Raw genomic sequence first — 13,370 nt, 5'->3', positions numbered from 1 at the left:
AACGCGGATAAACAAGGACTATAACGTCATGGGGGCGATCGGTTCAATGTCAGGATCAAACCCGCCCACTTGACTAGTACGCAAGACCCAAACGGTGGCCCCTTGACGAAGGAAACTTTTGACAACCGCATCACTGGCCAAGCGCGGCAAAATGGTTCGCCAACTGCCCAGTCCCGTCACCAGATTGCGCAGGGGTTCATCTTCTAGGGTGCTGCCCAAGTTGTATTCGTTTTTCTCCCAGTCTGGACGCGGCACGCCAAACGGTTGCAATTGGCGCTTCAGCGATCGTTTTAAGGACAGCAGTTGCTCAAACCGTTGAGCTTGATCGGGATGGGTCACTGACCACTGTTCCAGCCAGGCTTGACCATTGCGAACATTTGTTTCTAGATGCACCAAACTGGCGAACAGTGCTTGATTCGAGTCTTGTGCACAGTTATTGGCGACTCCCACATAGGTTCCACCCGTACCATCGCCAATCCGGTATCGAGCCGTCATAGCCTCAAGCTGCTGAAGCATGGTTTCTAGTGGCGATCGCTCCATATCACCAAATCGATAACGTCTTGTGAAGGCTTCTAGTTTGATCAAAATATCGCAAACTGGGCGTGTACCCATCCAACCAAACTGGCGATCGCCCATGTAGCGACTCCAGTGCAGCACACCCGCCACTAACCCATCGGTGTTGTGAGTATAGACCTGGTAATAGCGAATATCAAAGCGGCGCTCATCAGCTATTGGATCATGTACAACGGTGGCCACTCCGTAGGCGAAATGGCCAAAAAACAACGGAGTTGCTGCCGCAGGTTCCCGCTTTTTGCCGCCAATGCCGCCATACACATGTAGCACTAATGCCCGATCGCCGACGTGCCAATCTTCGATCGCTGCCTGATATCTCTGTTCAGAAGGATTCAGCAACACCGAGCTAATTTTGCCTTTTTGGGCAGCAATATTAGCCCAGGCCTGATTGCGGATGTAATGGTAAGCTGCTTGACGACCACAAATGATTTGATCGGGCTGTAGCCACAGCAGCGCCCGAGGGGCAAGGGACTGTACCACAAACACACCATCAGCATCGGGGGCACCGTAGATATACCATCCGGTTGTGTTAGGGGCAGAGCGTTCAATTCCATGACTAGTCGATGGAAAGACACCGTTTTGATCCGCTACTACCTGTGGCAACCGCACAATTTCTTCAGGGCCATTAAACTGACGCGACTGTCGATTAAAGTGCACCACCTGAAACCGATCGTCGTCCAGCGCGGTCTGAAACTGCACCAGCCCGTAAAACCGCCCGGTAATTTGAATCGGTTGGCTCTCGATACGCAGCACATAGCTAACAGAAGGCGCAGAAGGCACAGCAGAGTCTGGATGAAGTTGGGCGGGATCGATCGGCAGTTCCTTGGCTGTTTCCTTAGTTTCCAGCCGCTGATATTCCTCCACCTCCACCTTGGACGGTAGCATCACGATGACATCATCCTGGGGGCGCGATCCAGCCAAGGATTCCAATGGCCCCACCTGTCGCCAGTGATCCAACCGCTCAGGGTGCACTAGCCCGCCATATTCGCTGGTATAATCGGCTTCTGCACTAAAGTGTACATCTTTGGTGACGGCTCGTACCAACGCCCGCACATTGGGATTGTAGCTCCATTGCAGCATCACAATTCGCCCCACTAGGTGGTGATACTCGATCGGGGCATGATGAACTTCAAACAGTGCCCCTTTGACTCGTTTGCGAGCAGACGGAGACGGCAGGATCAGGCGTCCTATCCACGGCGCAACCGGCTGATAGCGATCGAGTGGAACTGGCTGCGTCAGCGGGTAATAATCAGGATGGTTGAAGGCAGCTTGTTGATAGAGTTGATAGTTACTAGGTTGGCGGTTGGCAACCCGTTCTTCTCGCAGCAATTCTCCATGCAAAATCGCCGCAATGAAATCGATCGTTTGTTGCAAATAGCTACGACCATCGGGCAGGAATTGTTCAGGGTCCATCAGCCCACCGGGAATTTGATGCCCCACTGGCCCCAAAGATACGACACTAATCTTGCCCCGCTTTTTGGCTCGGTTCCAATAGGACAAAGGAAACAGTTTCCAGCGCCCCGGAAACATCACCACTCCGAGTCGCTCGACAATATCTTTTTGTCCAACTAGATGATAGAGGTGTTCCAATTTCAGAATGTTGCAGTTACCGCTGATCACCCCGCCTAGCGAGATCACATCAATCGGCCCATTCAAGGCGCGTTTTAAGAACGGAGCACATGCCGCTGCCATTTGTCCGCCGCCGCTAAAGCCAATTAAAGTGACAGGAATGCCACTGTCAGGATGATAGCCGTGGTTGATTAACCCGTTGTAAATCACTTGAGCAATGCCTTGGTTGTAGATCGGCCCGTAGCGCTTATCGGCCGAAACAGCTACCGTCCACACATTTCGCAAATTGATCAACATGCCTAATAAACTAGCCGGATTATTCAGCCGGCGATCGTCGCTTAAGCGCCACAAAAATGCGAGCGGGCGATCTTCAACCAGTGGATTGTTTAGCACCGAGTAGGGCATGATATCGCGAATCAGTGCCACATTTTCTGGCAAAGCCGGGGTAAGGGCGTGCAGAAATTCTTCGACATCTGGCAAATACTCAAACGTAGACTTGCTGATGCCATCGAGGTAGACAACAAAGTGCGAAATGTCTGATTCGTTGGCGATCGGGGTTGCCAACGTGCCAGCATTTAGAATCATGTCGATGTCATCGGCATACCATCCAGCCCACCAGCCCAGTGATTCCAACGGGGCTAACAGTCCAGCCACTACCAGCGCAATGAATCCAATCCAGGTTAAATCAAACAAAAACCGAAACGGTTCGGGGAATTGTTCAATCTGGGCAACGAGCCAAGCTCGCAGTGGGTCAAAGGCGACCACAACTAGAAATACCAGCACCGCCATGCCCACCAACCCCAAGATCGTGCGAATTTTGCGATTGATGCCTTGGGGCGGTTTGCGAGTGGTGCGCAATTTCAATACCGCTGCCCGAATGCTGGCTGGATCAAGCGTGAACACGATCGGCTCTTCACTGGGTTCGTCTGTTGAGTTTGCAGAGGACGATGATGATTGCGATCGGCGTCTAGTTGATTGCTTGGTTTGGCGATCGGTTAGGGTGCGATCGAAGGATGGCCCCTGATAGCCCGCCATCGATGACTGTGGTGAAATTTGTACCCCGCTGGTAGTCTGCTCCACGACACCCTGCACAATTCTTCGAAGATCGCTGTTGCGAGTCACCAAAGGCACGCCCGCAATTTTGTTGGATAACCATCGCCCCAAGTTAGCTAACGGCTGTCCTACGGTTGATTCTAGTAACCGCAAAACTAGCCATCCGATCGCAACATAGCTGACTGCGCCCACAATGCCTAACTCTGTTACCGCCGTAATCCCAACTATCATTTCCCACAAGTGCCAAATAGCAAGCACGGTCAGAAGCGGTACCCCTAGATAGGGAATTGCTCCCAGAAAACTGAATACTAGCGGGGCATAGCTGATTCCAAGCACCACAACCAAGACAATCAGAGGGATGGGTTCTGTCCAATGTAAGAGCGTGACGGCCCAAGTGCTGAGTACCAAAAACAGATAGCCAAAGGTGAACAGTACTGCATTCAGCAATAAACTGAAAATGAAGCGTAGCGGCTTCACCTGATTAATAAATAAAATGATGCTTTGAGCAATCGCCTGTGATAATCCTGCTGCGATAACGATTGCCAACGACACAATTAAACCAAGAGGTAATTCACTGAGCGATCGAAAGGCTTCCGCATTGAGGGCAAAGACCCCACCAAGGAGTTCCCAAAATCGTTCAAACGCCGCTTGGAACATGGGCACATACAAGTATGAAATCATTTAGCATCATAGCGGGTCTCTGCCTCAACCTAGTTGTGCAAATAGACAGATCAACTAGACGCAATGCACCACGGCTCTGTTGGATTCCTCTCCTTCTACCGGTGGGTAGGAAAACGAGGACTGGGGATGAGGTTGGTTCAATGTTGCCGATTGTGTGAGATGAATGGCTCATGAGCAGCAGGTTTTAGCCATTGCTTTGTCCCCTTTCTTAGGGCAGAGGTACTAAGTAATACAATTTGCAATAATTTCAGTTATCAGTCGGTTATCAGATAGACAGCGAGATAGACACTGTTGCCAGATTTAGCAGACACAGATTAAATCTTGACAACAGCGGCGTCTTAAACAGGATAAGTTAGATTTTGAATGGGTGACAGCAAGGGAAACAATGCAGACGCCGAAGGAATTGAACGAACAACAAATGAAAGAGGAGCGGATGCGTGAAGTGTTTCTGCTTCTGGTTTACCTGATCGAACGTGAAGAAGCCACTGTCAAATTAATCATCGACTGCCTGTATGATGTAGGGTCTGTCAACCTGGTGAACCAACGGCTGAAGCAATCGCCCCTCAAAGCTCCGGCCAAAGGACTTGCCAAGTTATCCAAACCTGTGATTAAAATCATTGCTCTGCGCTGGTTTAAGAAGAATGGGCCACGACTGATTACCAATTGGTTGCGCTTCAAGACTGCTTTCAAAAGCCCAGCCACAACCCCGACCAGCGCTGTGCCTGCCGTAGCCAATATTCCCCCCACCGCACTGCCCGACAGTGTTAATTTAGAAATTCGCCGCTTGCGAACTCAAGTGCGGGTATTGGGTGGCATTTCCATTGGAGCGATCGCAGCCCTGAGCGGGATTTTGGTGTGGCTCAATGCTCGTCCGGATGTTGGCACAGCCTCACAAGCTCCACACGTTTCTGTCCCTCTAGATCATACTGCTAGTGATCCAGTTGGCGATCGTGCGCCTGCCTCCAGACGATCGATGCAGCCAACACGAACCCAATGAGTCATCTGCCATGAGGCTGCATGAGGCTGCGATCGTTTCGATTCTGAGTCGTTATAGTGTTATCCCTTAGCCTTTCTCACAAATCCAGCTCGTCGCACGATTGCATCGGCTGTCACGGCTAGGACCAGCACCGTTCCCTGCACAATATTTTTGACCCCTTGATCTTGGTTCAACAAATCCAGCCCATTGTCAAGACTGCCAATGACTAGTGCTCCCAGGATCACAGCCCACACCGAGCCGCGCCCTCCAAATAAACTGACGCCACCAATCACGGCGGCTGCGATCGCATTCAGCAACAAGGTGGAACTAATTTGCGTTGCCACCGCCGTACTGCGAGAAGTCATCATAATGCCTGCAAACGCCGCCAAGGTAGACGCCAGCATAAACACAATTATCTTCATGCGCACGACATTAATGCCCGCCCGTCGGGCCGCTTCTGCATTGCCTCCCACTGCATACAAATGGCGTCCAAAGGGGGTTTTACGCAACAGTAGCCAAAACAGCACCACTAAACCTAAGGCAATCATCACCGCCTGCGGTACACCTTGATAGGCGTGGAAGAGAAACACCACAACTAAGACAACGACTGTTGCAGCGGCTAACTGTAATACAAGCTGGGTGGGATGTTTAGTTGGCAATCCGACGTGCGATCGGCGTTTTTGCGCGTACCAAATCCCCAACGCATACAGACCTAAGCCAACTAGAGGAATGCCCCATCCCAAAACCGGCGGCAGATAGGTAGGAGCCAGTGATCGAATCACCGGATCGCGCACAACTAGCGTCGTTTGTGGCCCCATCACTACCAATAACAAGCCAGCATAGCCGATCGAACCAGCCAGCGTCACAATAAACGACGGTACACGCAGCACGGCTGTGAAGAAGCCGTTGACGAAGCCAATCACAGCACCCGCCACCAGCGCCAGCAGAATTGCCAGCCACGGGTTCCAGTTTTGATACACAGAAACGGTTGCCATGATTGCGGCACAGCACTGGGCTACGGCGGCCAAACTCAAGTCAATTTCCCCCAACAGCAGCACTAACACGGCAGCTATACTGAGAATGGAAATCACGACAATTTGCTGCGTTAGGTTCGACAAGTTGCGAGCTTGCAGAAATACGCCGCTGGTTGTGAGTTGAAAGTAAATAGTAATTAAAGCCAACGTCAGCACCACTGGAATGAAGCCCAGATCGCCCTGCATCAGCGATCGTAAGCTAAAGGTTGCGCGTTGGGGCGGAGCAGGATCGGGGGGTTGATGAACCATCTTTCCCCCTTGAGGAGAGTTGTGATCTAAGCTTTTCATAACCATTTGCGTTGTTCTAAAGGTATTGAGTTGAGGGGTTGTGAAGCGTCCTTACACACCCGTAACATCGGTTTCGGTAATAGCTTCTTTATCGGCTCCGGTGATGGCAGCAACAACTGCCTCCCGTTTAGCAGTGCGGGTTTCAAAGGTACGGACTCGTTCGCCTAATCGCATGACAATAATGCGATCGGTCACTTCAAACACATCGTGCAAGTTGTGCGAAATTACCACGACCGCTTGTTTTTGTTCCTTAAGACGCAGAATTAAGTTGAGGACTTGCCGCGTTTGGGCCACTCCTAAAGCCGCAGTAGGTTCGTCTAGCAGCACAACTTTGGGTTGTCGCAAAATGGTTTTAGCTACGGCAATGCACTGCCGCTGTCCTCCTGATAGTCCTGCTACCGCCGATCGCACCGAGGGGATTTTGACATCTAAGGTTTTCAATACCTCGAGCGTGCGGCGTTCCATTTCCGTCTCGTCTAGCACGCGCAACACACCAGGAATCAGTTCGCGGTAGGCTTCCCGTCCTAGCCACAAGTTTGCCACCACATCCAGGTTGTCGCATAGAGCCAAATCCTGATATACCGTTTCAATCCCTTGTTGGGTGGCATCTTGAGGATTTTGAATAGTCACAGGATGGCCATCAATTAAAATCTCGCCTTGGTCGGGAACATAGGCTCCAGACATAGTTTTAATCAACGTTGACTTACCCGCGCCGTTATCACCCACTAGACCCACAACTTCGCCATCATAGACCTCGAAGTCTACATGCTTCAGAGCTTGCACTCCACCGAAGGATTTGCAGATATTTTTGAGTTGTAACCGAGGAATGCTATTGGGAATTGAGTCGCGATCGGAGACGATCGAAAGTGAACTGTCTGTCATTGATTGCTCCTTATGTAGAGAAGGACATGGCGGAAGGATGAAGGCGAAGGATGAATCGTTTATCCTTCATCCCTCATCCTTGCCTATGGACAAATTCCACCTGCACCCGCAGGCAACCCATTGCAGATTTGCTCTTTGGTCAAGAATCCGTCTTTGATCACCGTGTCTTCAACGTTGCTTTGATCCACAACGATCGGCGTTGCTAGTACCGAGGGAATTTGTGTGCCGTCTTGCAGTTCTGTCTCGCCATTGACAATAGTGCTGGTATCTTCGCCTTTGCTGAGAGCAGCCACTAATTGAGCAGTGGCACGAGCTTCTTCAATGATCGGTTTGTATACGGTCATAGTTTGATCGCCGGTAAGGATATTTTGAATCCCTGTGAGTGTTGCATCCTGTCCAGTAACAAGTACCTTACCATTCAATCCTTGAGTACGCAGCGCGGCAATCACCGTATTCGCCATCCCATCATTAGCAACATAGGCAATATCGACATTGTTGCTTTCTTTAGTTAAGACCCCTTCCATTAGCGATTGCGCTCGAGCGTTGTCCCAGTTGGGTGTATATTGATCAAACACTAGGTTCAAATCGCCGCTGTCTACTAACGGTTGCAGCGCTTTTAGAGCACCTTGACGGAATAACAAGGCGTTGTTGTCGGTTTGTGCACCATTAATCATTACCAAATTCGCGCCCTTCTCTAGCCCCAAATTGCCTGCCTTGAATTGATCGACAATATATTGTCCTTGCAGTTCACCCACGCGCTCGTTGTCAAACGACACATAGAAGGCTAAATCTGGATCTTGGATGAGGCGATCGTAAGCAATGACTGGAACACCACTTTGCTTGGCCTGTTGCACAATCACTGCGGCCTGTTCGCTATCGTTGGGATCTACTACCAAAATACAAGCACTTTTCGTGAGGGCTGCTTCTGCCTGATTTTGTTGCGTTGCAGCGTTGTTGTTGGCGTTGGCGTACTGAATAGTGACACCGGGCAGCGCCGCTTTAATTTCCTGCTCTAGTAGCGGGCGATCGTAAGCTTCATAGCGAGCCGACGAATCCGATTCGGGTAGCAAAATAGCCACATTTTGACAGTCTTTAGCCGCTGGAAACTCGGTATTTGCATCAGCAGTGGTGTTCCCCGTTGCATTAGAATCAGCAGTACCACCTGGGTTGTTGGTGCAAGCCGCCAAGAGTACAAGACCTAGAATCGGAAGGCTGTGGCGAATAGCTTTAAACATGGGTTGTTTAGATCCTCACTAATATTTAAGTTCAAAAATCAGGTCAACTTTAAGTCAACTTTGTGAATGATGTCACTTTAAGTAGGTGACCTATATAACGCTGACTAACGACACCGAGATGTATCGATGATCTCGATTCAAAGCGAAGCAGAATGACCAATTGCGAGTTTACGCTTGAACTACGCAATCAAGTCATTAAAGCGGAACATGATAGGAAACACAAGGTATCAAATTCGGTGATTGAACCGTGCACCAGTTCTAAATCAACAGCAAAAATTCGACAAGACTTTAACCTTGCCAAACAAAAGCATGATGAATCACTGCACACATTCAAACAGCGATCTCAAAATAGGACACCATTCATCTTCAATGCATAACTAGAATGCATGACTAGATAGTTCCTATCACCAAAGCGCCAACGTGCGGCTGTGTTTTGGCTTTGACGATTGGCTTTGACAATGGGGGGTTGACGAAGGGAATTAAAAGCGACGTTACCAAAAAATAATCTGATTAACAATCTGAGTTAAGCGCAACCCTGTAGAGATTAAGGTTTAATTTTATGTTCAAGTCAATGTAGCTCTCAAATCCTCCTAATTGATCCATAGATTTAACTTCATGTTTTATACTCTTACAGGTTTAGTTTTCAATGGGGGTTGTGCGAAATAAAATTTAATGCCGAATTAAGAAAATCTGTAAAAAAGCTAACGGAAATTTTGAAAGAACGAATGATTTTATGACCTCGATGCACACGCCTTTAACGACCTCGGCTCAAGCTATGCCGCTGCATCCGTTAGAGCCGCTGTCGGCGGATGAAATTGCTGCTGCTGTTGCTCTGGTTCGTTCCCAAAAGCACGTGGGGGCAACCTTTCGGTTCCCTTGTGTCACATTGAATGAGCCACCTAAATCCATGATCCTCAACCTTCAGCCAGGGGATGTGCTCGATCGCCAGGCCTTTTTGATTCTGTTAGACAATGAAACGGGCAAAACCTATGAGGCGATCGTCTCCCTCACACAAAATGAGGTGATTACCTGGACACACATTCCCGATGTGCAACCCAACATCATGGCCGATGAGTTGGCGGAATGTGAAGCAGCGGTGAAAGCTCATCCCGATTTCGCTGTGGCACTGGCTAAACGAGGCATCACTGATTTAGAGGCGGTTGTGGTTGATCCGTGGGCGATCGGCAATTTTGGCTTTGCCGATGAAGTAGGGCTGCGGCTGTCGCGTTGCATTTGCTATCTGCGATCGACACCGAAAAGTAATTTTTATTCGCGCCCGATTGAAGGATTGATTCCGGTGGTGAATCTCAACACGATGCAGGTGGTACGGATTGAAGACTTGGGGGTATATCCCGTACCGCCCGAACCCGGCGAATATGCGGTACGGTTTCAGCCCCAGTTGCGCCCAGACATTCAACCCCTGCATATCACGCAACCAGAAGGTCCCAGTTTTACAGTAGAGGGGCACTGTATTCGCTGGCAAAAGTGGCAAATGCGCATTGGCTTTACGCCGCGAGAAGGATTAGTACTCTACACAGTCGGCTATGAAGATCAAGGGCAGGTGCGATCGATTTTGTATCGTGCCTCACTAGCAGAAATGGTCGTGCCCTATGGCGACCCACGCCCACAACACTTCCGCAAAAATGCCTTTGATGTAGGCGAACATGGCGTGGGCTTGTTGGCTAACTCGCTGCGGCTAGGATGTGATTGTTTGGGGGAAATTCGCTACTTTGACGGGGTGCTGACCGATAGTCGCGGCAATGTATCGGTGATCGAAAATGCTATCTGTTTGCACGAAGAAGATTTCGGCATTCTCTGGAAACATACCGATTGGCGACTAGATGAAGTCGAAGTAAGACGATCGCGTCGTCTTGTGCTTTCTTTTATTGCCACGGTGGACAATTATGAATACGGCTTCTTCTGGTATTTCTATCAAGACGGCACGATCCAGTATGAGGTGAAACTGACGGGATTACTGCTCTGTGGTGCACTAGCAGACTATCCCAAATATGGCACGATCGTGGCTCCTGAACTGAATGCGTTGAACCATCAGCACTTTTTCTGTATGCGACTAGATTTCGATTTGGATGGTACAGCGAATTCCGTTTACGAAATCAACACGGAAGCGGAGCCGATCGGGCCAGACAACCCACAGGGCAATGCGTTCTACGCTAAACCTACTTTGCTGAAAACCGAACAGGAAGCCCAGCGCATTATCGATCCGTTAGCTGGACGCTACTGGAAAGTCGTCAATCCTAATGTCACCAATCGCTTGGGACAACCCGTTGGCTTCAAAATTGCACCGGGTGAAAACGTGCTGCCCTTTGCCCATCCCGATGCACCCATCCTAAAGCGGGCTGGGTTTATGACCAAACATCTGTGGGTGACACCCTATAACGAGTCTGAGCGCTTTGCTACAGGCAATTATCCCAACCAGCATCCCGGCGGCGAAGGGTTACCTCAATGGACACAAGCGAATCGATCGATCGATAATACCGATGTTGTGGTGTGGTATGTGTTTGGCCATCATCACATCCCCCGCCCCGAAGACTTTCCAGTTATGCCCACCGCCTATTCGGGGTTTATGCTTAAGCCAGCAGGGTTCTTCGATGCCAATCCGGCACTCGACGTGCCGCCTTCTTCGCACCCACAGTCTTGTCACTCCTGAGTTGGTGCAGTATCAGTTTGGGTAGGGGGCGTGGAGGGTTCGCCCAGCAACTCATCGACTCGATCACTTAAAATTCCCAGTTCGCGATTCAGTTCCAATTGCCGCTGAATGGTGGTTTCCATTTCTGCCTGTGTGGCATACTGTTCCAGATTCAGTTGAGTCTCCAAAGGACGCAAACAGGCATCTAGCCCAGCCGCAAACTGATCACGGCTTAGCGGACGATCGCCTGCAAATACGCCCTCTGGTGTTCCCACTAGACAATCTCCAGCAGTAGGGACTTCCGAGGATTGGGCCAACGTGACGATTGGATGAGTGATGCCAGTTGCTAAAAGAATTAGAGCGGTAAACATTAAACGTTGTTGCATCTTGCTTTGCATATCACTGTAGCTGTGGCAGAGAGTGTTGGTGTAATGTCCGAATTCGATGCTTTGTTACTGATCAACCGATCCTAACCGATTGGAATACTACCATCCGTTTAGCTTTCGGTGCTTCGAGAAGCCGATGCCTCGATACAGCATTTAATCTTGCGGGCCGTTCTCTGAACATGTCTACAAAGATTTTTCTACGACAAGTAACCAGCAGCTTGTAACTCAAATAATCGTGCGTAGTGTCCCTGCCGCTGCATCAGTTCAGCATGAGTCCCTTGTTCCAAAATTTCGCCGTTGACCAGCACCATAATCTGATCGGCCATGCGCACGGTGGAAAACCGATGGGAGATCAAGATGGCCATTTGATTGTGTGTCACCGATCGCAGTTGGTTAAAAATTTCTACTTCGGCTTCGGCATCCACAGCGGAAGTGGGTTCGTCTAGCACCAAAATATCTGCACTCGATCGCATGAACGCTCGCGACAGTGCAATCTTCTGCCACTGCCCGCCCGAGAGTTCCCGTCCGCCTCGAAACCAACGACCCAATCGCGTGTAAAATCCTTCTGGCATGTCTTCAATAAACGATCGGGCTGTTCCTTTTTCAGTAGCAACATGCCAACGCGGTTCTTCCTCAAAATACTCTACATCGCCAACACCAACGTTCTCACCGACGGTAAATTGATAGCGCACAAAGTTTTGAAAAATTACGCCGATGCGCCGCTGTAAAGCGTCAATGTCCCAGTCTTGAATGTTTCGGCCATCCAGTAAGATTCGTCCTGAATCAGGCGTATACAAGCGAGTTAATAGCTTAATTAACGTCGTTTTCCCTGATCCATTCTTACCCACAATCGCTAGTTTCTCACCCGGTCGTAAGTGAAATGATACATCCTTGAGGGCAGGTTGGGTCGTATCGGGATAGGTAAAGCTAACATGCTCAAACCGCAGCCCGTCTCCAGGCAAAGGTCCATAAGTGGCGTATCCAGTAGGTTCTGGGACTGCTTCTTCTAGAAATTCATAGAGATTAGAGAGATAAAGGCAATCTTCGTACATGCCGCCTACTGATGTCAGGATGGCTGAAAAGGTAGATTGTCCTTGGCGAAACACAACTAAGTACATGGTCAACTCTCCCAAAGAAATGCGACCCGCGATCGCCTCTAGCACAATCCACACATAGGTGGCATAAAATGTGGCAGTGTTGAGCAAGCTGAGAAAATAGCTCCACACGCTTCGTCGTACTGTCAAATCCCGATCTTCGTGGTAGAGCCGCTGAAAAATGGCCCGATAGCGATTCAACAGCATCTCCCCCAACTGATACAGCTTCACTTCCATTGCAAAATCTTCGCGAGCCAGCAGCGTTTCCAAATAATGTTGTTCGCGGGTTTCGGGGGCCCGCCACCGAAACAACCGAAAGGCAGCTTGAGCAAAGCGAGTTTCAGCAATAAAAGCGGGAATACCTGCCACCATCAGCAGCAATACGGCCCACAGCGAAAATTGCAGCAGTAGGCTACCGTAGGTAACTAGCGAGAGAGTATCTTTTACTAAGCCGAAGGTGCGTCCTACAAGGCTCAACGGTCGGGTCGAGGCTTCACGCCGGGCCCGCGTCATCTTGTCGTAGAATTCAGAATCCTCGAAATGAATTAAATCCAGTGTCAGGGCCTTTTCCAGAATTAGTTCATTCACCTTCTGCCCCAACAACACCCGCAGCAGCGATTGACACAGTGAAATGCCCTGCTGGCTGCCTGACAACAGTGCTACAGCGATCGCTTCTAGCCCCAAGTAGCGCAGAGCCGTCCAAGCCGCTCCACCCGACTGAGCCGCTGCCACCACTGCGTCTACGATCAATTTGCCCAGATAGGCCACGATCGCAGGCAACAACCCAGCAATGATCGTCAAAATTGCTAACCCAATTGTGAGATGCCGATCGGTTGTCCAAACAAGTTGAATGGCGCGACGACAGTATTGAAAAATAGAAAGCGATTGGTGAAAAGCTTGAAAACGTTGCTTAAGAAATGAGAAAGGCAGTGGATGATGCGAAGTCTTCATC

Annotated in this window: 8 protein-coding genes; 2 read left to right on the top strand and 6 right to left on the bottom strand. The window is 49.9% G+C overall.

The genetic code is table 11. From position 1 onward, the window contains the following. Positions 1-18 precede the first annotated feature (18 nt). Positions 19-3,876 carry a Yip1 family protein gene (locus OXH18_RS24330; protein ID WP_268610123.1) on the bottom strand — a complete coding sequence of 1,286 codons (3,858 nt, stop codon included), beginning with the start codon at positions 3,874-3,876 and terminating at the stop codon, positions 19-21. A gap of 385 nt (positions 3,877-4,261) precedes the next feature. Between OXH18_RS24330 and OXH18_RS24325 the strand changes: the two genes are divergently transcribed. Then, complete coding sequence (locus OXH18_RS24325) at positions 4,262-4,873, top strand: hypothetical protein (protein ID WP_268610122.1); 612 nt, start codon at positions 4,262-4,264, stop codon at positions 4,871-4,873. A 59-nt stretch (positions 4,874-4,932) separates the two neighbouring features. Here OXH18_RS24325 and OXH18_RS24320 read toward each other — a convergent pair whose 3' ends face one another. The 3 genes from OXH18_RS24320 to OXH18_RS24310 form a co-directional block, all read right to left on the bottom strand. Beyond that, positions 4,933-6,135 (bottom strand): sugar ABC transporter permease, encoded by a 1,203-nt coding sequence (locus OXH18_RS24320; protein ID WP_268610121.1) that lies wholly within the window; start codon positions 6,133-6,135, stop codon positions 4,933-4,935. A gap of 90 nt (positions 6,136-6,225) precedes the next feature. Beyond that, positions 6,226-7,056 (bottom strand): ATP-binding cassette domain-containing protein, encoded by an 831-nt coding sequence (locus OXH18_RS24315; protein WP_268610120.1) that lies wholly within the window; start codon positions 7,054-7,056, stop codon positions 6,226-6,228. 83 nt (positions 7,057-7,139) lie between these two features. Continuing rightward, entirely contained in the window at positions 7,140-8,291 is a 1,152-nt protein-coding gene (locus tag OXH18_RS24310; RefSeq protein ID WP_268610119.1) for a sugar ABC transporter substrate-binding protein, read from the bottom strand. 733 nt (positions 8,292-9,024) lie between these two features. Here OXH18_RS24310 and OXH18_RS24305 point away from each other — a divergent pair. Next, a complete protein-coding gene (locus tag OXH18_RS24305; RefSeq protein WP_268610118.1) occupies positions 9,025-10,959 on the top strand; it encodes a primary-amine oxidase in 1,935 nt (644 codons plus the stop codon). Here the strand turns inward: OXH18_RS24305 and OXH18_RS24300 are convergent. Both OXH18_RS24300 and OXH18_RS24295 read right to left on the bottom strand, forming a co-directional pair. Beyond that, complete coding sequence (locus OXH18_RS24300) at positions 10,950-11,324, bottom strand: hypothetical protein (protein WP_268610117.1); 375 nt, start codon at positions 11,322-11,324, stop codon at positions 10,950-10,952. The two genes, OXH18_RS24305 and OXH18_RS24300, sit on opposite strands and share 10 nt — an antisense overlap. Positions 11,325-11,521: 197 nt before the next feature. After that, positions 11,522-13,369 (bottom strand): ABC transporter ATP-binding protein, encoded by a 1,848-nt coding sequence (locus tag OXH18_RS24295; RefSeq protein ID WP_268610116.1) that lies wholly within the window; start codon positions 13,367-13,369, stop codon positions 11,522-11,524. Position 13,370: the final 1 nt, after the last annotated feature.

Source organism: Thermocoleostomius sinensis A174, from assembly GCF_026802175.1.
GTDB lineage: Bacteria > Cyanobacteriota > Cyanobacteriia > Elainellales > Elainellaceae > Thermocoleostomius > Thermocoleostomius sinensis.
This window is presented reverse-complemented; position numbering and strand designations above follow the sequence as displayed.